Annotated in this window: 20 protein-coding genes; 9 read left to right on the forward strand and 11 right to left on the reverse strand. The window is 40.4% G+C overall.

The genetic code is table 11. The annotated features are described in order from the left end of the window. Positions 1-34 precede the first annotated feature (34 nt). A complete protein-coding gene (locus tag ACUR5C_RS09480; RefSeq protein ID WP_454464876.1) occupies positions 35-295 on the reverse strand; it encodes a DUF5062 family protein in 261 nt (86 codons plus the stop codon). 424 nt (positions 296-719) lie between these two features. Here ACUR5C_RS09480 and ACUR5C_RS09485 point away from each other — a divergent pair, with 424 nt between their 5' ends. From ACUR5C_RS09485 to ACUR5C_RS09520, 8 genes are all read left to right on the forward strand, one after another. Then, positions 720-1,682, forward strand: coding sequence for an AAA family ATPase (locus ACUR5C_RS09485; protein ID WP_454464877.1), 963 nt, complete (start codon positions 720-722; stop codon positions 1,680-1,682). Positions 1,683-1,699: 17 nt separating this feature from the next. After that, complete coding sequence (locus ACUR5C_RS09490) at positions 1,700-2,755, forward strand: DUF58 domain-containing protein (protein ID WP_454464878.1); 1,056 nt, start codon at positions 1,700-1,702, stop codon at positions 2,753-2,755. After that, positions 2,752-3,264 (forward strand): DUF4381 domain-containing protein, encoded by a 513-nt coding sequence (locus tag ACUR5C_RS09495; RefSeq protein WP_454464879.1) that lies wholly within the window; start codon positions 2,752-2,754, stop codon positions 3,262-3,264. Before ACUR5C_RS09490 ends, ACUR5C_RS09495 begins: the two co-directional genes overlap by 4 nt. Continuing rightward, positions 3,261-4,289, forward strand: coding sequence for a vWA domain-containing protein (locus ACUR5C_RS09500; RefSeq protein WP_454464880.1), 1,029 nt, complete (start codon positions 3,261-3,263; stop codon positions 4,287-4,289). The genes ACUR5C_RS09495 and ACUR5C_RS09500 overlap by 4 nt, the downstream gene beginning before the upstream one ends. Continuing rightward, the gene (locus ACUR5C_RS09505; protein ID WP_454464881.1) at positions 4,290-6,173 is read left to right on the forward strand and encodes a VWA domain-containing protein; all 1,884 of its coding nucleotides are present in this window, start codon (positions 4,290-4,292) and stop codon (positions 6,171-6,173) included. After that, positions 6,173-7,876 carry a BatD family protein gene (locus ACUR5C_RS09510; RefSeq protein ID WP_454464882.1) on the forward strand — a complete coding sequence of 568 codons (1,704 nt, stop codon included), beginning with the start codon at positions 6,173-6,175 and terminating at the stop codon, positions 7,874-7,876. Before ACUR5C_RS09505 ends, ACUR5C_RS09510 begins: the two co-directional genes overlap by 1 nt. Positions 7,877-8,156: 280 nt before the next feature. Next, the gene (locus ACUR5C_RS09515) at positions 8,157-10,307 is read left to right on the forward strand and encodes an adenosylcobalamin-dependent ribonucleoside-diphosphate reductase (RefSeq protein WP_454464883.1); all 2,151 of its coding nucleotides are present in this window, start codon (positions 8,157-8,159) and stop codon (positions 10,305-10,307) included. Between the two features lie 76 nt (positions 10,308-10,383). Continuing rightward, entirely contained in the window at positions 10,384-11,070 is a 687-nt protein-coding gene (locus tag ACUR5C_RS09520; protein ID WP_454464884.1) for a TSCPD domain-containing protein, read from the forward strand. 151 nt (positions 11,071-11,221) lie between these two features. On the opposite strand, the gene ACUR5C_RS09525 is transcribed toward ACUR5C_RS09520, so the two are convergent. Beyond that, on the reverse strand, positions 11,222-12,154 hold the full coding sequence (locus ACUR5C_RS09525) for an electron transfer flavoprotein subunit alpha/FixB family protein (RefSeq protein ID WP_454464885.1): 933 nt from the start codon (positions 12,152-12,154) through the stop codon (positions 11,222-11,224). After that, positions 12,154-12,903 (reverse strand): electron transfer flavoprotein subunit beta/FixA family protein, encoded by a 750-nt coding sequence (locus ACUR5C_RS09530; RefSeq protein WP_454464886.1) that lies wholly within the window; start codon positions 12,901-12,903, stop codon positions 12,154-12,156. Before ACUR5C_RS09530 ends, ACUR5C_RS09525 begins: the two co-directional genes overlap by 1 nt. Before the next feature lie 359 nt (positions 12,904-13,262). On the opposite strand from ACUR5C_RS09530, the gene ACUR5C_RS09535 reads away from it, so the two are divergent. After that, positions 13,263-14,918 carry an electron transfer flavoprotein-ubiquinone oxidoreductase gene (locus ACUR5C_RS09535; RefSeq protein WP_454464887.1) on the forward strand — a complete coding sequence of 552 codons (1,656 nt, stop codon included), beginning with the start codon at positions 13,263-13,265 and terminating at the stop codon, positions 14,916-14,918. 68 nt (positions 14,919-14,986) lie between these two features. On the opposite strand, the gene ACUR5C_RS09540 is transcribed toward ACUR5C_RS09535, so the two are convergent. The 8 genes from ACUR5C_RS09540 to paaC all read right to left on the reverse strand — a co-directional run bounded on the left by ACUR5C_RS09540 (position 14,987) and on the right by paaC (position 23,333). Beyond that, a complete protein-coding gene (locus tag ACUR5C_RS09540) occupies positions 14,987-16,330 on the reverse strand; it encodes a DUF3466 family protein (protein ID WP_454464888.1) in 1,344 nt (447 codons plus the stop codon). A 27-nt stretch (positions 16,331-16,357) separates the two neighbouring features. Next, the gene (gene maiA, locus ACUR5C_RS09545) at positions 16,358-17,008 is read right to left on the reverse strand and encodes a maleylacetoacetate isomerase (protein WP_454464889.1); all 651 of its coding nucleotides are present in this window, start codon (positions 17,006-17,008) and stop codon (positions 16,358-16,360) included. A 137-nt stretch (positions 17,009-17,145) separates the two neighbouring features. Beyond that, on the reverse strand, positions 17,146-17,715 hold the full coding sequence (locus ACUR5C_RS09550) for a MarR family winged helix-turn-helix transcriptional regulator (protein ID WP_454464890.1): 570 nt from the start codon (positions 17,713-17,715) through the stop codon (positions 17,146-17,148). Between the two features lie 71 nt (positions 17,716-17,786). Beyond that, complete coding sequence (locus ACUR5C_RS09555; protein ID WP_454464891.1) at positions 17,787-19,841, reverse strand: 3-hydroxyacyl-CoA dehydrogenase NAD-binding domain-containing protein; 2,055 nt, start codon at positions 19,839-19,841, stop codon at positions 17,787-17,789. Between the two features lie 27 nt (positions 19,842-19,868). Then, positions 19,869-20,813 (reverse strand): PaaX family transcriptional regulator, encoded by a 945-nt coding sequence (locus ACUR5C_RS09560; protein WP_454464892.1) that lies wholly within the window; start codon positions 20,811-20,813, stop codon positions 19,869-19,871. Further along, entirely contained in the window at positions 20,814-21,905 is a 1,092-nt protein-coding gene (locus tag ACUR5C_RS09565) for a 2Fe-2S iron-sulfur cluster-binding protein (protein WP_454464893.1), read from the reverse strand. Positions 21,906-21,999: 94 nt separating this feature from the next. Continuing rightward, a complete protein-coding gene (gene paaD, locus ACUR5C_RS09570) occupies positions 22,000-22,521 on the reverse strand; it encodes a 1,2-phenylacetyl-CoA epoxidase subunit PaaD (protein ID WP_454464894.1) in 522 nt (173 codons plus the stop codon). A 47-nt stretch (positions 22,522-22,568) separates the two neighbouring features. Continuing rightward, positions 22,569-23,333 carry a 1,2-phenylacetyl-CoA epoxidase subunit PaaC gene (gene paaC / locus ACUR5C_RS09575; RefSeq protein WP_454464895.1) on the reverse strand — a complete coding sequence of 255 codons (765 nt, stop codon included), beginning with the start codon at positions 23,331-23,333 and terminating at the stop codon, positions 22,569-22,571. Positions 23,334-23,335: the final 2 nt, after the last annotated feature.

A 23,335-nucleotide genomic window follows, 5' to 3' on the forward strand; every position in this document is an offset into this window, starting at 1 on the left:
AATATTGTGATTTATACTGGCCACTTGCCTCTTTTTACTTTAGCAGCTCATGGTCTTTAGGCAACTGTTTGGTAATCCATAGCGCCAATTTATGCTTCATATTCATTTGATTTTCTTGGTCTTTAGCCAAAGGCGTTATTAGGTTATCGTGAACCAACAAGCGGTAGAGGCTTTCTATCTTTTGTTTGGCAGAGTCAGTCCCACTAAATCCTTTATAGCCTCTGTTTTTGGCATACTTTTCTGCAACTTCTGTCGCTTTTTTAACTAAAGCTGTCTCGTTTTTTATCTTTTTCATTTTATATTTACTCTTGCTTTCAGCCTTTAATCAGTTGATGATGGCTTTGCTAATACCCGCGCTAATTAAACTTTTAGGCGTTTCGCGATTAAACCTAAGTGATGTCTGACTTATCTAAGCCAACAGCAACTTAGATAGCGCTAAAACTGACACTTAGTGTGCCTAATAAATGCTTTAGAGACAAGCGGCTATTGAAAACTAACAACATGGCACCACATACCAATTAGCGTACTAAGATGGTCAGTTCTTAACTAGCTAACGAGTTAGCCAGATTCTCCGCTATACTAACTTGGCTGGTTTAAATATTTTGTTGCACTTGAAATTAAACTTTTCAAGCTAAATCCGTCTAAGTACTGGAAAATTAACCAATAATCGGTTAAAAAAGCTCCCCTCGAATTTAAAACTAGATATAAGGCTAAAAACAATGTCATTAAATGAAAAATTCGCGCAACTTAAAACCAACCTGAGTCAGCAAATTATTGGTCAAGAGACCCTTGTTGATCGGTTAATGGTGGCTCTGTTAGCTGATGGTCATTTAATCGTTGAAGGTGCACCAGGTTTAGCCAAGACAAGAGCTATTAATGCGCTGTCTAAGGGAATTGAAGGTGATTTCCACCGAATTCAGTTTACCCCAGACCTACTACCCGCAGATTTGACTGGTACCGAGATTTATCGTCCTCAAGATGGCACCTTTAAATTCGAGCGAGGCCCACTTTTTCATAACCTTATTTTGGCTGACGAAATCAATCGAGCGCCAGCTAAAGTACAATCGGCATTATTAGAGGCAATGGCAGAAAGACAGGTCACTGTGGGTAGCCAAACCTATCCACTGCCCCCATTATTTTTGGTAATGGCAACTCAAAACCCAATAGAGCAAGAAGGTACATACCCACTGCCCGAAGCACAACTCGATAGATTTTTAATGCATGTAAAAGTTGGATATCCAGATGCAGAGGCTGAAGCAAAGATTTTGCAACTTACTCGTAACGAGGCGCACAAAAACTATTCTGAAAGTGAACAAGTACAGCTGCAACAAGAAGATTTGTTTGCCGCAAGAGATCAAGTGCTTGATATTCATATGTCTTCAGAATTAGAAGCTTACATTATTCAACTCATAGTTAATACACGTAATACAGAGACCTTAGACGCCGATTTAAATCGCTGGCTTGATTATGGCGCTAGCCCTCGCGCCACTATCTCTTTAGACCGATGCGCGAGAGCCTGCGCTTGGTTAGCCGGACGAGATTATGTGACTCCCGATGATATTCAAAGTATGGCTTACGATATATTAAGGCATCGGCTAATTTTAACTTATGAAGCCGAAGCTGAAGGAATAGATACTGACAAAGTCATTCAAAGACTAATTGAAATTACTCCGGTTGTCTAACAAGGCGAAATTTTATTATGTCTACTTGGTCTAAACCAGCGCACGAATTAGCAGCGAGCAGCAAAGAGTCACTACCCGAAGGCTTTCAATACGGTATTGACCTATCTTTGGGTCAACTTATTGAAATGCGCAACAACCCAATTATTCAGTGGCTAGCGCCTAATGCGAAAGTGAAAACCAACCGTGTTGGAGGGTTTCGGTCGCGCTTCAAAGGTCGAGGTATGGATTTTGACGAAGTTCGGCTTTATCAAATTGGTGATGACATTCGCAATATAGACTGGCGAGTCACTGCGCGAACTGGTGAGGCCCACACCAAGCTATTTAAAGAAGAACGCGAAAGACCAGTTTTTGTCGTGTTAGACCACATGCCTAGTATGTTTTTTGGAACCGCTGAAGTATTTAAATCATTGTTGGCTAGCAAGATTGCAGCTCAACTAATGTGGAATACCCTAACCAACGGGGATAGATTTGGTGCGTTAATTTTTAGTAATAAGCACCATATTGAAATGAAACCGTCGAGCAATCGCCGTAACTGTATGCAGCTGCTTAATAAGATAGTAGAAAGTCACCAAACGACCTTGCATCATACTTTTAGTGCTAATAAAGTCGCCCCAGAAAATACTGTCACATCGCAAACCAACCAGCTAAGCGATACTTTAAAGCGGTTACAGTTTTTAGCAAAACCCGGTACGCTCATTCATATTGTCAGCGACTTTAATCAATTTGATGAAAGTTGCCAAAGGCATCTATCGAAGCTATCTCAACATACCGACATTCATTGCGTTTTAGTGAACGACCCCATAGAAAAACAACTACCGCCAAGTGGCATTTATGGCATTTCTGACGGCGTTAACCAAGGCGTTCTGAACACTGGCCTACAGGGTATTCAAAAAGATTATAAACTGGCATTTCTAAACCGTTTAAATACGATTAAAGATTTTTCCTTAAGCCATAAGGGTATTTTTACGCATATCGATACAACATTTGAGCAACACTCTATTGGCCACCATAGCAGCAGCCAAACGTCATCAGCTAATGCAAATGCTAAAGCGTTTCAAGGTGGTGGCCAATGATGAATCAAGCCGAAGATCCACTCGCTCAACTGCGACCTATCCATTTACCTGAAATAAACCAAAGTTTAATGTTGGCACCCGGTTGGTGGGTTGTTATCGGCCTTTTAATCGCCTTTGTTGTTTATTTAGGGATGCGTTGGCACAAAAAACGCCAAAAACTGAAACTCATTAAACCAGCTCTAACCGAATTGGAGAATATTGCAACAGCAAAACCCAATCCTGCGAGCGTTGCTCAGCTGTCAGCTTTAATGAAACGGGTTTGCTTAACACTTTATCCCGCCAAACAAATTGCGAGTTTAGCCGGTATTGAGTGGTTAAACTTTATCCAGCAGCAAACTCAAACCAAGCTATTTAATGAGTCTCAAGAAAAGCTATTTGAAGCGTATATTTATCAAGCCCCTAACTCAGCTAGTCCGCTAGATGAGAAAGACTGGGCAGCGTTAATCCAACAGTCAAAATTGGCGATTGAGCAATTAATCAAGATGCAAGCCGCAAAGGAGACAAAATGATTCAGGTTGCTTTTCCTTGGGCTTTTTTACTGATACCAGTCCCAATGATCATTTGGTATTTTAATCGCAATAAGCAACCCCAAGTTTCGCCTATACGCACGCCATTATTTAACAATTGGCAATCACTGCAAGCTTCCCATCACGGAGAAAAGCAAGCTTGGATTACGCAATTAATACTCATTCTTAGCTGGATATTTTTCTGCCTTGCCCTGGCAAGGATACAATGGGTGGACGAACCGATTGAGCTACCAAATAGTGGACGAGACTTGTTACTTAGCATTGATATTTCTGGCAGTATGGAAGAAGAAGATCTTAAGTTGATGGGTAGGCCGGCAAAGCGGTTGAGCGTGGTCAAGTCAATACTCAGCGAGTTTATTGAAAAGCGTGAAGGCGACAGAATCGGACTGGTGTTATTTGGCGAGAACGCTTATTTACAAACGCCGCTAACTTTTGACTTAAAAACCGTCAACTATATGTTGAGTGAAACCGAAATTGGTTTAGCTGGCGCGTCGAGAACCGCAATTGGCGACGGCATTGGCCTTGCGGTAAAACGCTTACGCGAAAGACCAGAACAAAATAGAGTTTTAATTTTGTTAACCGATGGTCGCAATAACTCTGGCGAACTTGACCCAATTGAAGCTGCCAAATTAGCCAAACATGCGGGCGTGAAAATTTATACCATTGGAGTCGGGGCCGACGAAATGATCCGTAAGTCATTATTCTTAGGAACCACAAAGTTCAACCCTTCAGCAGAGCTCGATGAAGAAACCTTAACCCTGGTTGCTCAACACACAGGTGGACAGTATTTTAGAGCGAGAAGTACTCAAGAGTTAGCACAAATTTATCAGATCTTAGACCAACTCGAACCAGTTGAAGATCAACCTGAAGTTTACCGACCCATTCAAGAACTCTATTTCATACCAGCGGGTATTGGGCTGGGATTATTTTTACTCCCTTACTTGATAACCTTAATTAGAGCCCTATTTAATTTAAAAGCCACTCTCAATAGCGCGAGGCAAAGTTAAATGATGCTTGATATAATTAATAATTTTCATTTTACTCGGCCCGAATGGTTAGGACTTATTGTTCCTATCATTATTTTATTTTTACTTTTGCGTAGCCAAAACCAAAAGCAAAGCGCGTGGCATCAAGTTATTTCACCTCATCTATTAAAGTTTTTGTTGCAGTCTAGTCAAAGTACTAAAGTAAGAAGTGGAATTCTTTTAGCTTTTAGCATCGCGCTTTTATCGATTATTGCCATTAGCGGACCAAGTTTTAGGGAAAAGTCTGTACCGGTTTTTGAGTCGGATAATGCTCAAGTTATTTTGCTCGATTTATCCCTGTCCATGGACGCCACAGACATTAAGCCGAGCCGTTTAGAAAGAGCCAAATTTAAGTTAATGGACTTATTAGCCACAACCAATGAAGGCACCATAGGTTTAGTGGTTTATGCTGGTGACGCTTTTGTTATCAGTCCATTAACCTCAGACGCAAAAACGGTAGCGAATATGGTGCCAACATTAAGTACGTCTATCATGCCAGTATTAGGCAGCAGGCCTGATTTAGGTGTAGCCAAAGCGATTGACCTTTTAAAAAATGCTAAGCATAAAAATGGTCAGATTATTTGGCTAACTGATGGCGTCGAATTTCAACATACCAGCGCAATCACTGACATCATTAACTCATCAGGCTATGAACTGTCTATTTTAGCAATTGGTACAGCGCAAGGTGCGCCTATTCCCTTACCTAACAAAAATGGCTTTTTGAAAGATAGCAACGGGGCGATCGTTGTTCCTAAATTACAAATTCAACCATTAAGTAACATCGCGGATAAAACCAATGCTGGTATTGTTGAATTAACTGCTGACTCTTACGACTTAGACTATTTAAAACAGCGGTTTCAGATGTCTCTCGATGCGCAAATTAATTCTGAACAAAGTGAACAAAAAATTAGTCGTTGGATAGACGATGGCTATTGGTTAGTTGTGATTGTTATGGCGTTGTTATTTATTCATTTGCTCAGGTTTTCAAGTCAAACAATTTTAAGAAGTGTCGGCGCAACAATTATTGCTTTTGGTGTTACCTCTTACCCAGATAAATCATTGCATGCTCTCGAATGGAAGGATCTTTGGCTTACTCAGCAGCAGCAAGCCAATCAAGCATTTCAACAAGGTGAGTATGATCGCGCTGCGCAGCTGTTTGAAGATAACAATTGGAAAGGTGCCGCCTTATACCAAAATGGCAACTATCAACAAGCCGCAGAGCTTTTTGCCGGTGAATCTTCACAAGCTCCCAGTAAAGAAAATGAAAAACCAAACAAACTAACAAATAACCCTATTGGCGTTCCTGCAGAAAGCGATGATGCTAGCAACAAAACCATTAACCCTGCACCACTACCTCAATATGATTCTAACTTACAACAATACAACCATGCCACGGCACTAGCAAAAGCCAACCAACTAGAAGCCGCGTTAAGCGTTTATAATGATTTATTAAACAAACAGCCTAAACATGAAGATGCCTTGCATAACAAAAAAATAATTGAAGAACTGCTGAAAAAACAGCAGCAGGAACAACAAAACCAAAACGATCAGCAAGATCAACAGCAAAATCAAGACCAGCAAGATCAACAAGAGCAACAGGATCAGCAAAACCAACAAGATAAGCAGCAGTCGGAACAAGAGAAACAACAGTCGGAACAAGAGCAGCAGCAATCAGAGCAAGAAAAGCAACAGCAACAAAAAGAAATGGAACTAACAGAAGATCAGCGGGATAAGTCAGAAAAAGATCAAGCTTTAGAGCACTGGCTAGAAAAAATTCCTGATGATCCTGGCGGACTTTTGCGACGAAAAATGTACCGAGAGTACCAACGACGTGGCCGAGAACAAAAAGAAGAGAAACTTTGGTAATGAACTTATTTAAATCAATCGCTAGTGTAATCATTAGTTTAAGCATATTTTTTTCAGCTTGCAGTCTTGCAGAAGTTACTGCAACGGTAGACCGTATCGATATTTCAGCAGGCGAAACATTTCAACTAGAAATAATTAGTGAAAATGCAACTGACGAGCAACCAGACTTATCATTAATTCCTAAAGACTTTACCATTGTGTCGAACAGTCAATACTCCCATACTCAAATAATTAACGGTAAGCGCTCATTTTTGAAGGGTTGGAAAATCAAATTAAAAACCTTGAAAACGGGCAAAGTCACTATTCCACCAATTTCAGTCGGCTCTGAATTTACCAACCCAATAGAATTAGAAATTAAAGATGCGAGTGATCAACTTGAGTTAAATGGGCAGAAAAAGACTATTTTCTTAGAAGCCAATGTCGACCAAGAATCACCTTATGTACAACAACAAGTCGTACTCACTATCACTCTCTACAGAGCGGTCAATACTCACTATGCGCGTTTAAGTGAACCGCATGCTGCCAACAGTATTGTAGAAAAATTAGGCGATGATATTCAATTTGAAAAGTCCATTAACAATCGACGCTACGTGGTGACGCAGCGAAAATACGCTATTTTCCCCCAACAAAGTGGCGAACTAACAATTGGCGCGATAAACTTTACCGCTGATGTTAACGATTCCAACCAACGTGGCTATGGCAACTTTTTAAGCTCTACTCGCCCGGTAAGTATTACAACCAAACCAATCGATTTAAATGTACGCCCGCAACCACAAAACGCCTCTTCGCCTTGGCTGCCTGCTCACAAAGTTGCGCTGACTCAACATTGGACTCCAGATACTTCAGAATTAAAGGTAGGTGAGCCAATCACATGGACTATTTCGCTTGCAGTTGATGGCTTAAGCGAGTCCCAGCTGCCGGAAATTAAAGTGCCTAATATCGAAGGGCTGCAATGGTACTACGACACGCCTCAAAAAGAGCGCAAGGTGACGCCGTCAGGCATAAAAGGACAACGCATAGAAAAAATAGCGGTTATCCCTAGCAAGCAGGGCAAAGTCACCATCCCAGATATTACTCTGGAGTGGTGGGACATTAATAGCAACAGTAAAAAACAAGCAAAACTAGCTGGCAGAACCATAAACGTTGTTGCAGGCGCTGCAAATAATGCCCTAATCACTTCTCCGCCGCTCTTGCCTCAAGTGACCCAACCACAAGAACAACCAATTATTAATCCAGCTGATTCTGAAAACCTGCGGGTTTGGCAATTATTAACAGGGGTAGCTACCCTGCTCTGGCTGATTACGCTCACTTTGTTGGTGCTAAAAAAATCACCTAAACAAGTAAGCAAAAACACCGCTGTTGAAGTAAACCAACAGATTACAGCTCAAGCCAAGACTCATAAGAAAGCTTGCATAACCGCCATAAACAATAAAGATTATCCAGCTATAGAAAAGCACCTTCTCAATTGGTTGGCCCTACTAGGCCATGTGCAAATCAACTCAATTGGAAAGCTAATTTCAAAACTACAAGATTCCCCGTTAAAGGATTCTCTTATTGAGTTGCAATCTGTACGCTATTCTGCACAGCAGCAAGATAAAGATATTCAGTTAAAAAATTTAGATTTAGATGAATTAAATAAGCAACTAAACCTGCAACCGCGCCAAGCGGCTTGTAGCGTAATTCCTCCGCTATACCCCAGATAACTTTGTTATTTACCCCCATTGTGAAGCCTTAAATTTTTAATATTTAGGGCTTTACATTATTCTGACTCACCTATATATTGTGTCCCATAAATAGAAATCAACACCAGATGTAGTATCTATCTGATTTCTAAGCGTTTTCTGTTTATGCACAATTTATTAACAATTTGTTGTGTGTGAGCTAACAAGTTTTCCATAGACTTACTCACATTTTTAGGGCGCAGTTAGATCATATTCCACTAACTGCGGCAGTAAAAGAAATTGGGAATGAGGGATTCCATTAATGACCGCATCGCTGAAAAAAACAAAAACTCCAGAAAATTTCCAAATCGACTTTCAACACACTTCGATCGATATTTGGGAAACTAAATATCAACTTAAGACCAAAGAAGGTAAACCAGTTGATAAAACCATTGATGCAACTTACGAACGCGTAGCTAAAGCGCTGTCTGAAGTTGAAGCAAAAGACAAACAAAAAGAAGTATTCAATGATTTTGTGTGGGCATTACGCCATGGCGCAATTCCAGCTGGACGCATTATGTCTAATGCCGGCGCATTAGCTCATAAACCAGCAACATCAACAATCAACTGCACTGTGTCAGGCACTATTCATGATTCTATGGACGATATTTTAGGTAAAGTCCACGAAGCTGGGTTAACTCTAAAAGCAGGCTGCGGTATCGGTTATGAGTTTTCTACTCTACGCCCTAAAGACGCCTACGTTTCTGGAGCAGGCGCTTATACCTCCGGTCCGTTATCCTTCATGGATATCTATGACAAAATGTGCTTTACGGTATCTTCTGCAGGTGGACGTCGCGGCGCCCAAATGGCCACTTTCGATGTGAGCCATCCAGATGTAATGGAGTTTATTAAAGCTAAACGTGAAGATGGTCGCTTGCGCCAGTTTAACCTCTCTTTATTAATAACCGACGAGTTTATGCAAGCGGTAATTAATGACGAAGACTGGAAACTTATCTTTCCAGTCTCTAAAAAAGAAGCTGAAGTTGACAAGGTCGATTTACAAGACGAAAGCCAAATTATATGGCGCGAATGGCCCACAACTAAGGGCTATATAGAAAACGAATTAGGTCAAGTAGCTTGCCGTATTCATAAAGTTATTAAAGCGAAAAACTTGTGGAACCTTATTATGTCTTCCACTTATGACTTTGCAGAACCTGGCTTTATTTTAATTGACCAAGTTAATGATAAAAATAACAATTGGTTTTGCGAAAATATTAGAGCAACTAACCCGTGTGGCGAGCAACCGCTTCCTCAATATGGGTCTTGCTTACTTGGATCGGTCAACCTCACTCGGTTTGTTAAAAACCCATTCACAGAAAATGCAGAGTTTGATTGGGAAAAGTTTCGCAAAGTAGTGCGTATTTTTACTCGCATGCTCGACAATGTAGTTGAAATTAACGGTCTTCCACTTGAAGGACAACGCGAAGCCATTTTGTCTAAGCGCCGTCATGGTATGGGATATTTAGGTTTAGGCTCTACCTTAACAATGCTTACTAAAAAGTATGGTTCGGCAGAGTCCATCGACTTTACAGAGCAAGTTACTCGTGAATTAGCTGTAGAAGGTTGGAAAACAGCATTAGAACTCGCTAAAGAAAAAGGCCCTGCGCCGCTTCTAGAGCAAGAGTTTGAAGTAACCGCAGGTATGCTTCATAAGCGACCAGAAATGGTAAAAGACGGCTATAAAGTCGGCCAAAAAATTAAAGGCAAAGTATTGCACGCTAAATACTCGCGCTATATGCAAAAAATTGGCGAAGTTGAGCCAGAGCTTATTGAAGAGTTAGCTAAAGTGGGAGCACGATTCACTCACCATTCTTCTATAGCGCCAACCGGTACTATTTCGCTTTCATTAGCTAATAACGCCAGTAATGGAATTGAGCCTAGCTTTGCACACCACTACTCGCGTAATGTAATTAGAGCAGGTAAAAAATCTAAAGAAAAAGTTGATGTGTTTTCTTACGAAATGCTTGCGTATCGCTCGTTAATCAACCCAAAAGCGATGCCTTTTTCTGACAAAGAAGATGAAAAACTGCCTGAGTACTTTGTTACTTCTGATGCAATTACTCCTACTCAGCATGTTGATATTCAGGCAGCAGCGCAAAAGTGGATCGACTCATCAATTTCTAAAACAGCCAATGTACCGACAGATTTTGACTACGATGAGTTTAAAGATATTTATCTTTACGCTTACAAAGAAGGACTTAAAGGCTGTACTACTTTCCGCTTTAATCCAGAAGTTTTCCAAGGGGTGCTGGTTAAAGACTCAGACTTAGAAAATACAACCTATCAGTTTACTTTAGAAGACGGAACTCAAGTTGAATTGAAAGGTAACGATGAAGTTGAGTATGATGGCGAAATTCATACAGCAGCAAACTTGTTTGATGCATTAAAAGAAGGCTATTACGGTAAGTTTTAGTTCTCAATAATATGGCGAGTTAACCTCGCCAACTTTAATCAATTTTAATTTAACAAATGATTTTACGGAAAGAAAAATGCCTAAAATAATCAGCCAACCTATCGTCGGGTATAAAGTAAAGTCCGACGAAGTAGAAAAACCAGTAGAAGAAAAACAAACTTCTGCCGAAATCGTTCAAATGCACGAAAGTGTAAAGCGTCCAGAAATGCTGTTAGGTTCTACTTATAAAGTAAAGACGCCGTTATCAGATCATGCTTTATATATGACAATTAATGACATTGTTTTAAACCAAGGTACTGAGCATGAAATGCGCCGTCCTTTTGAGATTTTTATTAACTCAAAAAACATGGACCATTTCCAGTGGGTTGTTGCACTAACTCGAGTTATCTCCGCGGTATTTAGAAAAGGTGGCGACTGCACTTTTCTAGCAGAAGAACTAAAAGCGGTATTTGATCCTAAAGGCGGCTACTTTAAGGCTGGCGGTAAGTTTATGCCATCGCTAGTTGCTGAAATAGGCGACGCAATTGAGTCACACTTAAAAATGATTGGACTTTTAAAAGATCCAGAACTCGATCAACACCAACAAGCATTAGTTGACCAAAAGCGTGCTGAGTACGAATCATTACAAAACCAAGACAGCGCAGCAAACAAAGGCGACTATCCAGACGGTGCACAAATGTGTAACAAGTGCATGACACAAGCTGCTGTGCTTATGGATGGATGTATGACTTGTTTAAGCTGTGGTGACTCAAAGTGTGGCTAACGGCTTAAGCAAATATTTTAAATCATAACAATAAGATTTGTAGTCAATTAAAGCCCGATTTATCGGGCTTTTTATTAATCAAAATCCTAATAATTTCCATAAAAAAAGGCTCAATTAAGAGCCTTTTTCGTTTGAGCTAAAGCTTTGTTTATTAAAGCGCTTCTTTTAGCTCAGGTATAGCTTGGAACAAATCTGCGACTAAACCGTAATCTGCAACTTGGAATATTGGAGCTTCCTCGTCTTTATTAATCGCAACAATGACTTTACTGTCTTTCATTCCAGCTAAATGTTGAATCGCACCAGAAATTCCAACCGCAATATAAAGTTCAGGCGCTACAATTTTACCCGTTTGCCCTACTTGATAATCATTAGGAACAAAGCCAGCATCAACTGCTGCTCTAGAAGCACCAACGGCTGCACCTAACTTGTCTGCAATTTCTTCAAGCATATGGAAGTTTTCGCCACTGCCCATACCTCGCCCGCCAGAAATAATGATTTTTGCAGCGGTTAACTCTGGACGCTCAGATTGAGTTAACTCTTGAGATGCAAACTTAGCTTTGCTCGAAACCTGCGCACTTGCATCAATTGATTCAATCGTTGCAGAACCGCCGCTTGTAGCTAATGCATCAAAAGCCGTTGCGCGAACCGTAATCACTTTAACCGCGTCTATCGATTGAACTGTTGCTATCGCGTTACCTGCATAAACTGGACGTTTAAAAGTATCTGCACTTTCAATGCTAATAATGTCAGAAATTGGTTGTACATCAAGTAGTGCGCCTACTCGTGGCATGAAGTTTTTACCAAAAGTAGTCGCTGAAGCTAAAATATGTGAGTAACCTTCTGCATTTGCTGCCACAACATTAGCAATAGTTTCTGCAGTAGGATGAGCTAAATCTGCTGAGTCAGCTAACAATACTTGATTTACACCTTGGCAAGCAGCAGCAAAGTCTGCGACGGCTTGAACACCATTACCTATGACTAACAAGTGTACTGGATTACCAAGTTTCTCCGCCGCTGCGATAGTTGTAAGCGTGGCAGCTGATATTTCTTGATTGTTATGTTCCGCAATAATTAACGTTGTCATTAGATCACCTTCGCTTCATTTCTTAATTTATCAACCAACTCAGCTACACTTTCAACTTTAATGCCTGCTTGGCGTTGCGCTGGTGGCTCAACTTTTAAAGTTTTAGTTCTTGGTGTTATATCAACGCCTAAATCTGCTGGCGTAGTTTCTTCTAGCGGCTTGCGCTTAGCTTTCATAATATTTGGCAGAGACGCAAAACGAGGCTCATTTAAGCGCAAATCTGAAGTGACAACTGCTGGCAATGTAAGATTAACAGTTTCCAAGCCACCATCAATTTCACGTGTCACAGCAACCTGGCCTTCTGTAACCGACACTTCTGACGCAAAAGTACCTTGTGGCCAGTCTAATAAAGCCGCTAGCATTTGGCCTGACTGGTTATTATCACCATCGATAGACTGTTTGCCCATAAGTACCAATTCTGGAGACTCATTTGCAACAACCTGTTTTAAAATCTTAGCGACGGCTAAAGGCTGCACTTCTTCATCAGTCTTTACTAATATTGCCTTATCTGCGCCCAGTGCTAATGCGGTACGTAACGTTTCTTGTGTTTGAGCTGGCCCAATGGACGCAACCACGATTTCACTCGCAACACCTTTTTCCTTTAAACGAACCGCCTCTTCCACTGCAATTTCGCAAAATGGATTCATAGACATTTTTACATTAGCGGTTTCAACACCTGATTGATCGTCTTTTACGCGCACTTTTACGTTGTAATCGACAACTCGCTTCACTGTTACTAGTATTTTCATGCAGACACCTGTCGTGTATTAATGGACTTAGACTAGCTTAAACTCGGTTAATAATTAAATGATCCCTGTGCCAACGAACGCCACTCAAATAGACATTTTCTGGCAAATAATCACTTGGTATTAAACCCAGAGAGTTCAAATATAAAAAGAAGCCGCGATCTTGCCGCTTTATGCGTTTAACGTCAACCAAAATCAGGTATAATGCTTCACTTTCCAGCTATAACTGTTATTTGTTTACCTGATAGCAAGTATTGGCTGGTGCTCAACTTCATTCATATTCAAATATATACGACTAATATCAATAAGATAGACTATTGTATTTGAATTTATTTAGACACAATCCAATTAGGGGGGGATCCATGGAACGAGAGTCTATGGAATTTGATGTGGTAATCGTTGGAGCTGGACCAGCCGGCCTTTCAACAGCAATAAAGTTAGCACAATTAGCGAAAGAAAATGACCAAGAAACGATGATTTGCGTCGTTGAAAAAGGCTCAGAAGTTGGTGCACATATCTTGTCTGGTGCGGTATTTGAGCCAACCGCACTTAACGAATTGCTTCCAGATTGGAAAAGCCAAGGCGCCCCGCTTAAAACAGAAGTAACTAGTGACGATATTTTACTCTTAAATAGTGCTACCTCTGGGTTAAAAGTCCCTAATTTATTTGCCCCTAAAACTATGCATAATCATGGTAACTATATTATTAGCTTGGGCAACCTTTGCCGATGGTTAGCAGAACAAGCTGAAGCGCTAGGGGTTGAAATTTTCCCTGGGTTCGCAGCCAGTGAGGTTTTATATAACGAAAATGGCAGCGTTAAAGGCATTTTAACTGGTGACATGGGTGTTGCTGAAGACGGGAGTCAAAAAGACGGCTACATGCCTGGCATGGAGCTGCACGCTAAATATACGGTTTTTGCTGAAGGCTGCCGAGGCCATTTAGGAAAACAACTCATTCAAAACTTTAGCCTCGATCAGGGTAAAGAACCTCAACACTATGGTATTGGAATTAAAGAATTATGGAAAATACCCGCCGAGCAGCATCAGCTAGGTAAAGTAGTTCACTCTGCTGGTTGGCCATTAAACGAGAGCGGCAGTGCTGGTGGTGGCTTTCTCTATCACATAGAAGATAATCAAGTGGTCGTTGGTCTAATTACTGACCTTTCCTATTCTAATCCTCACGTGAGTCCATTTGATGAGTTTCAACGATACAAACATCATCCTAAGATTTCACAATATTTAAAAGGTGGCGAACGTATTTCCTATGGAGCGCGAGCCATCACTAAAGGCGGTATTCAGTCTCAACCCAAAATGTCGTTCGCTGGCGGCTTGCTTATTGGTGACGATGCAGGCACTTTAAACTTTGCCAAAATTAAAGGCTCACATACAGCCATGAAGTCTGGAATGATAGCGGCAGAGACTATTAATAAAGCCCTAAGTGCTAATAGAGCGAATGACGAGTTAACTGAGTTCCAAACCGCCTATCAAGCGTCGTGGGCATATAAAGAGCTTTATACTCAACGTAACTTTGGTCCTGCTCAGCATAAATGGGGCAACATTCTCGGCTCAGCTTATGTATTTATCGACTTAAACTTGTTTAATGGCAAACTGCCTTGGACTTTAAGTGATCCAGAACCAGATTACGCTCAAATGAAAAAAGCGGCAGACTGTAAAGTAATTAATTATCCTAAGCCAGATGGTGTTTTATCATTTGATAAACTCAGTTCAGTATTTATTTCAAATACTAATCACGAAGAAAACCAGCCTGTGCATTTACAACTTAAGGACAAAGACATTCCAATTCAGGTCAATTTAGCCGAGTTTGATGAACCCGCGCAACGCTATTGTCCTGCAGGTGTATATGAAGTGGTTCGAGACGAAGAAGGAAGTAATCCTAAATTCCAAATTAACTCGCAAAACTGTGTTCATTGCAAAACTTGCGACATTAAAGACCCTAGTCAAAATATTAACTGGGTTGTTCCTGAAGGAGCTGGCGGACCTAACTACCCCAACATGTAAACCAAGTTGCTTGCTCACTCAAAAAAAAACCGCTGAGTTTAACTTCAGCGGTTTTTTTTTGATAATTTTTACTTGGTTTTAGCGCGCCGCAAAACCCCACCAAAAGCGAGCAAAATAAGCCCCCAAATCCCAACAGAGCCAGAACCAGAATCTGACTCAGCTGCATCTTGGCAAGGCGTCACCGGTGTGTTTGGTCTAGGGATCAACATAAACGACTTTCTAACACTATTTAAAAAGCCATTTCCAACAATAACACCATTATCATTAATGCGTGTCGCCTCGTATAAAACCCAATCAGGGTTTCCTGTAGGCGTTTCAGACGTATCAACTTTACAATCAATTAAATGGTTTAAATTTTTAGTTTGGTTGTTTTCAAATAAAAATGCATGGAACCGATAAGGCGCAACCTCAACAAGTGATTTACCGACGGCCTGACCTTGGTTATTCACATCAAACGCCACCGAAATGTCGGAAACCCCAGAGCCACGCTGCGGTTTATAACCTGGGTTTAACGGCTCAATGTCTGTAATGACTTGACTGTTTATATCGTAAAGAAACGCACTGTAAAACAGCTCTTCGTCTAAAATTCTTTTCCCTGCGACCATATTTAGGTCGTTGATAGCAAATGGTTGACTCGGTCGATTATCAATAGTTAAAGGTAGTTCAACTAAATCTTCAGGGTTAGCTGAATCAACATAAAAGGACTTAAGGACGACACCAAAATCTTCGATATCTTTACCTGAATAGCCCACAGCTCGGTTATTGTTATTGATATCTCTTAGCACGACATTTAATCGATTATTGGCATAATTTATTGGGTCAACTCGATTAATTTCACCACTCACTGTGTCGTATATAAACCCGCGGTCATTATAAGCTTCGGCCGCCGTCCCGTCAGACAAAGTATCGTCATCTGGATTAAATTGAGTAAATCCAACAACAACCCCGTTATCATTCAAGCTCAAGGCTCTAGTCGTGGAACCTACGTCTCCGGCGATTTTTGGAATTGGGTAAAGCGTTTCGTCGCTAGTATCAAAGTAGATAGCCGACTCACGATATTGAACCACACCATCGCTGTTGGTTTCACCTACGATAGAAAAGCCTGCCGCTAAACCATTATTATTTATTGCCGTAAGCGCACTCATTTGATCGCCGTCGCTTGGCAATGCACTGACTGCACTTATTAAGCCATTTTGATAATAAAACCCAAAGTGAGGTGCTTCTCGATTATAAATACTGGATAGTTTTTGCGAAAAACCGACCGCTACATTGCTATTGTTAATACCAAAAGCAAACGTAGTAACATCGTCTAGCTCACCTAAATCAATAATTTCATAAGAGTCAGCTGCACTTAAATTTAAGCTTGCACAAACTAAAAAACTGGATATGAATGTCTTTTTTAATTTTATCACTGTTAATATCTACTTCTTTTGGAATTGTTAATTTACTGCGTCCGGCTGGTTTTCAGGGGACGCGTTACGAATTCGGTCTAACTTTAAGCATTGCTCGTTTATTCGCATGAGCTCTGGGAACTCCTGCATAGGAAAATCAAATCGGATAGCATTATAAATCTGCGGAATAAGACAAGTGTCAGCTATAGAAAGTTCACTTCCTAAGCAATAATCCCCTTCTATTTGGTGACTCTGTCGAATGCCCTGAAAGGCTTTAAAGCCTTCTCGTATCCAGTGGTGATACCAATGTGTCTTTTCATCGTCTGATATTTGTAAGTTTCCACTTAAGTACTTTAATACCCTTAGGTTATTCAAAGGGTGAATATCACAAGCAATTATTTGACTGAGTTGTCGGGCAACTGCTCTGAGTGATAATGCTTGCGGAAGTAAAGGCGATTGCGGATATTTTTCTTCTAAATACTCTAAAATTGCTATCGATTGACCTATTTTCAAATTACCGTCGATTAGAGTTGGAACTAAGCCTTGAGGGTTTATAGCTTGGTATTCAGGCTTGTGCTGCTCGCCACCGTCTTTAACTAAATGAACCGAATGCTGAGTATATGAAACTTGTTTAAGATTAAGTGCAATCCTAACTCGATATGCCGCTGTGGAGCGCCAATAACCAAATAGTTGAATCATTCTTTTGTCCCCTTCTATTTCATATAAATCTCAGTAGAATTAGCCTGTTCCTCAGCCCTACTCGTTATTAGTCGGCATTTTACACAGTAAATAGGTACACAGAAAGCGATTATTATGTCAGCGAGCTGTTTTGCAAGTTATTCCCACTCGTCTTCCTGTTCATTTTCCATATGCTCTAAGTGACGGTCTAACTTATTGAGTAAATGATGCAGCTGTTCTTTCTCTTCGTATGACAAACAAGACTCTATAATTTCGCCCGTTTCAATTCGTTTGGGGGTTATTTCATCATGGAAGTCAGCACCAGTTTGGGTCAAATAGATAAGCTGTTTGCGGCGATCACGCTTGGAATTTTTCGTATCGACAAAGCCTTGTTTCTTTAACACTTTAACCGCTCTGGTGACTGTCGCGGCGTCAGTTTTTAACACCTCAGCAACATGCCCGTTGGTTAAACCGCCGTAAGCACCCAACACCGAGATTACCCGCCACTCTCTTTCTCCAATTGGCACCCCCGTTGCTGCGAGCAACTCCGGCAACTTATTACCAGCTTGCGCCATTTGAGTCGCTAAGCGGTACATTCGATAAGGCAAGAAGCTTTGTAAATCGAGGTTATACTTAACTTTTCCTACCGCCTGCTTAATATTGACAGAGTCTGTTGTTGGCATGCTTTTAACTTTTGAATTATCCATTTGGGTACTATTTTCAGCCATTTTCAACCGATATTAACCTGAAAAACTGACAACATAAATAATTAATGTTGTTCAGCATTCGGCGATTAAATTTATTTAAGTGGCGCTAGCGCTACTTGAGGCCAAATTTTATCGCCAAAAGCATTTCTCAATTCAGCCAATTTTAACTCAACTGCTTTTTTTCCCATTTGTTGAGCTTGAAACATAGGTCCTCCTTTGTGTCTTGGAAACCCATAGCCATGTAGCCAAATCACATCGATATCAGATATTCTTTGCACTATGCCTTCAGCTAATAAGCTTAAGCCTTCACTAATTAAAGCCATTAGAGCTCTTTCTACTATTTCTTGCTCAGAAAATTTTCGCTGTTCAATATTGAGTGACTGCGCTGTTAACCTGATTAAATTGTCTGCTTCAGGATCATGCTGAGGCTTTCCGCTAGCATAAGAATAAAACCCCATGCCTGATTTACGCCCTAGCCTGCCTTTTTCAACCATACAAGCGGCAGCACGAAAATAACCTGGGTCGTGGCTAGGGAATGGTTGCGCACTACGTGCATTATGCCCAATATCTATGCCAGATAAATCCTGCACTGCCAGTGGGCCCATCGCCATTCCCCAGCTTGTCATCGCTTGATCAATTTGCTCAATTGAAGCCCCTTCTAAAAGCATCTGTTGAACTTCTCGGCCATAACGTGTGTACATGCGATTGCCTGCGAAGCCAAAGCAAACCCCTACCAGTACCGCTTGTTTGCCTAACAGTTTTCCAACATTCATAGCCGTGGCTAGTGCAATTTCAGATGACTTTTCGGCTTTAACAACTTCCAATAACTTCATAATATGAGCGGGACTAAAAAAGTGCATTCCTACGAGTCGGCTAGGCTCTGTTAGCGAATTAGCGATTTGATTAATATCTAAATAAGAAGTATTTGAGGCAAAGATACAAGTCTTTTTACATACTTTATCAAGTTGAGAGAAAAGCTGTTTTTTTACTTCTAAATCTTCAAAAATAGCTTCAATGACTAAGTCGACTTTAGCTAAAGATTTATATTCAGTAGCGGTCGATAAGTTGGCTAAAGCAGCGTTCATTTGGTCTTGCGTCATGGCGCCTCTTGATAAGTTTTTCTTAAAATTATCATTAATTCGGCCGGCACCCGCAGCTAACGCTTCGCTATTTCTTTCAACTAGTACTACTTTAAACCCTTTATTTAAAAACGCTGTAGCAATTCCAGAACCCATGTTACCGCCGCCAACAACTCCCACTAATTCGACTTGTTGTGGCTCGCCTGTTAGTGAAGTTTTATTGGCTTGTTTCTCTGCACTAAAAGCATGTCGTAACGCGGCAGATTGTTCCGACTCGCGCAACGTTAAGAAAGCTTCGCGCTCTATTTTCATGCCCTCTGTTATACTTAGGTTTATGCTATTTTCAATTACTTCTAGTGCAGTTACCGGTGCTTGTTTACCGCGCGCTTTTTTAACAACTTGCGCTTTTAAAGACTGCCAATCTATTTTAGTGGAATCAACATTTAGATCACCAACTCGTTTTACACACAGCTGCCCTTGCGCCAAGCGCTGTTCAACAAATTCAATTGTTGCTTCTATTAAGTCTTTATCGTTAGCGACTAAACAGTCAAACAATGCTGTATCGGAAAAGCTATCAGCTTGTAAATGATTTCCCGTAGTAATCATTTGTATTGATTTGTCTACTCCAAGAACTCGCGGTAAACGCTGAGTACCACCTGCTCCAGGAATAAGCCCCAAATTGACTTCTGGCAGTCCAACCTTGGCGTTTTTATAGGCCACTCGGTAGTGACACGCAAGCGCAACTTCAAAACCGCCGCCTAATGATGTACCAAACATTGCAGCCACTACCGGCTTATTACTTGCTTCAATACGGTTTACCACGTCAGGTAAAAAAGGTTTGCTCGGAGGCATTCCAAATTCTTTAATGTCAGCACCAGCAATAAAGGTTCTCGCTTTGCAAGTAATAATAATGGCCTTAACTTGCAAGTCATTTTCAAATGCTTCAACACCCTCCACAAGTCCCTGTCTAACATTTTGTGACAGCGCGTTTACAGGCGGGTAATCAATCGTGATCAAACCAATATTATTGCGTTTTTCTAAAATAACTTGCGAGAAATTACTTTGCATTAAATTAATACCTTTTAAAAAAATAGTTTAACTAAATCGTTGCTCAAACTCTGCTGAGTTCTTAGGTAAGTATCCATCTTGATTTTGCAGTTGCGAAACAATAAATCTAATTGAACGGCTGGCTAATGTTTGATAACACTGCTGTACCATCTTTTGCGCAGTCAATCCGTGCCAGTTAGGCGGTAACAGCTCCCTTGGCAATTCATGATCCTGAAGTAATATGCGACGGTACTCATGAATTAAAAGCAGTCTTAACAAAACAAAATGCCCATCATTTATTTTGGCTGATGCTTTTAAATTTAATTCAATTGATTCTAAAAACCGATAGTCATTTATAAGCTTGTGATATTGCCCATTTAACTGCTCTAAATCCCATTTCTCAAACACTAACTTTTTTAGGGTGAGTTGAGAGTCTTCATTTAATGTGTGTCCACTGAGTACAATAACAGCATCGCTAATTTTAAGCTCTTGAATAGTTTCTTCTAGCGCCACTTGGTCACTAGAAGGATGCGCATAGGCTCCGCTAACCAAAGGACTAAACCCTAACCAGCGTAGCTGCCTTTTAAGTAGAGGCATTTTGTCATCTGGAACAAATACCGGTAACACAATTAACCAATTTCTGTTACTAAAATACACCTGATTGGCATAAATTCTACGTGCTGCCTTGGTATAGTGACGATTAGCATTGGCGGTAAAACTATAATAGCTTTTCCGACCTAGTTTTTTAACCTGCAACCAGTCTTCTTGTACGAGTCGATAAACAGAGGTGCGAATAAGCCTTTCTGAATAACCTAACGGTTGTAAACATTGAATTAAGCTGCCTAGCCAAATCCAACCACCATGCTGAGATACTAAATCGCCAAACACCGTAACGACAAACGACTTACAGCTGATATTTTCACTATCAACGCGAGATTGAATAAAGTTTTCTATGTTCACTGCTTGCAAATTTTTGTTAAGCGGCACTGTCACTTATTGAGCTAAATCAAAGTCAATTTCAACATCATCGGAAACAGGATGTGCTTGGCAAGTTAGCACCATTCCGTCTTCAACTTCTTGCTCGGTTAGCGAGTGGTTCATATCCATTTCTACTTTGCCTTTTACAACTTTGGCCTTACAGGTTGCACAAACCCCACCTTTACAAGAGAATGGTAAATCGGCACCACTTTCCATCGCGGCATCTAGTATATTGTCACCACCAAAATCCAAATCCATAAGAATTTTTCTGCCGGCAACCTTAACCGACACTTTAGCAGCTTTACCAGCATACTTTTTAGCTCTCTCTGCTTTTTGTTGCTGTGCTTTTTGGTTTGAATCTCCAGCGAAAAACAGCTCATAATGCAACTGTTCAGCATTAAAACCTTCGCTTTTAAAATGCGAAACGACTTCATTAATCATGCCTTCCGGGCCACAAATAAATACATCATTAATCGTTTTCAGATTAAGCAGCTTTGCTTTGTTAAAATCAATTAACTTTTGTACGCTCATTCTTCCATTAAAAATAGCGGCATCGTTTTCCTCTTGAGTAAACAAGTTAATCCATTGAAATCTTTCCAAGTATTGGTTTTTAATAAAACAAAGCTTTTCTCGAAACATCATCATTGGCGTTGACTTATTACCGTAAATTAAAGTAATCGATGCGCAAGGTTCTGCTTCTAGAATTGACTGAATATGCGAAAGAATGGGAGTAATGCCACTACCTACAGCAATCATTAAGTAATTTTTTTTATTATCGTTTTTTAGCTCGGTATAAAAGTGACCTTGAGGAGGCATCACTTCAACTTGCATGCCGGGTTTTATTTGTTGGTTAGCGTAATTAGAAAACAAGCCGGTTTCTATGCTTTTAATACCAACAGTCAATTTTTGAGCTTTTACGCTGTCACAAATAGAATATGAGCGCCTAACATCTTGACCGTTTATATCCGCTTTTAAGGTTAAGTGTTGCCCCTGAATATATTCATACTCTTTACGTAAGTTCTCAGGCACATAAAAAGTCAGTGCAACGGCATCTTTAGTTAATCGTTCAACAGATTCAACTGTTAGTGAGTGAAACTCTGTGCTCATTTTAATTCCTTAAAATAGATTGAGTACTAGCTAAGATTGCTAACATGCCAGTTTAATTATCTTTAAAACTAGCTTAAATTCGTTTTAGCCAAACTTAAAAGTGTTTAAAATAGTCAAATATTTCTGAACAGCTTTTACATTGATACATTGCTTTACAGGCAGTTGAACCAAACTGGCTAACTAACAAGGTATCGTCACTTTCACATAACGGGCACACAACATTATTCTGCTCATTGGGTGGCGCTATTTGTATACTTTTTAAGTGTGCTTTGCCTTGTGGTGACATCATTTCGGTTGTCCACGCAGGCGCTAACGCAACTTTTACTTTTACTTTATCAATACCAGCAGCAGACAACGCCTTAACCACATCATCTTTAATCGCGTCTACTGCCGGGCAACCACTATAGGTAGGCGTAATTGTGATTACCCAATTGCCTGACTCTTGCTCAACATTTTGTAGAATACCTAAATCCCAAATTGTTAGCCCCGGTAATTCTGGATCATAGACTTGATCAAGTAAGTTCCAAATATCAGCATATTCTGATTTTCGACGAAGGGCTAAACGCTGTGCAAACACAGGGTTGTGGGTTGGAATTATTTGAGCAGTTTGATTCATTTTAATGTCTATTTAAAAGCGCTAGTTAACTAGCGCTTTAAGTTTAATTACCATTGCATATTAGGATAGGTGCGCTGTAAATATTGCATTTCACTTAACATGTGGCCTAAATGCTCGGTATGAATTCCATCTCGCCCACCGCGAATTTGCAGCGCTGCAGGTGGAATACTGATATTTGACTGTGCAAAGAAAGCTTGTACCGTTTGATTCCAGTTATTTTCAATCAACTTTCGATCGACAGCTATGCCCTGCTCAGCCAAGCGCTGCTCCCAATCAGACATAATAAACAATTCACCAACAAAATTTTCTAGCTCAGTTAAAGCATCTAAAATGCGTCGCCGGCTTTCATCGGTTCCTTCACTCAATTGTCGAATCCATGGCTCGCTACGCTTTAAGTGATAGCGACTTTCTTTTATCGCTTTGTTTGCAATCGCAGCAATAGTTTGGTCATTAGAATGGGTCAACCTTTCTAAATAGTCGCAGTAAAATACATCAACAAAATATTGGCGAACCATCGTAAAAGCAAAGTCATTAATTGGTAACTCATGAATAAGCAAGTTGGTATATTCTCTCTCTGTACGCAAATAAGCGATGTCGTCTTCGGTTCGCCCTTGGCCTTCAATTTCAACAGCATATTGATAAAACATTCGGGCGCGACCAATGTAATCAAGCGCCACATTTGACAATGCAATATCTTCTTCTAAATAAGGGCCGTTACTACACCACTCAGAGAGTCGGTGACTTAATACTAACGCGTCGTCTCCCATGCCGATAAGGAATTTAACTAAGTCTTGTTGGTTTTGTTCAGTCATTG

It is taken from the genome of Aliikangiella aequoris, assembly GCF_053709105.1.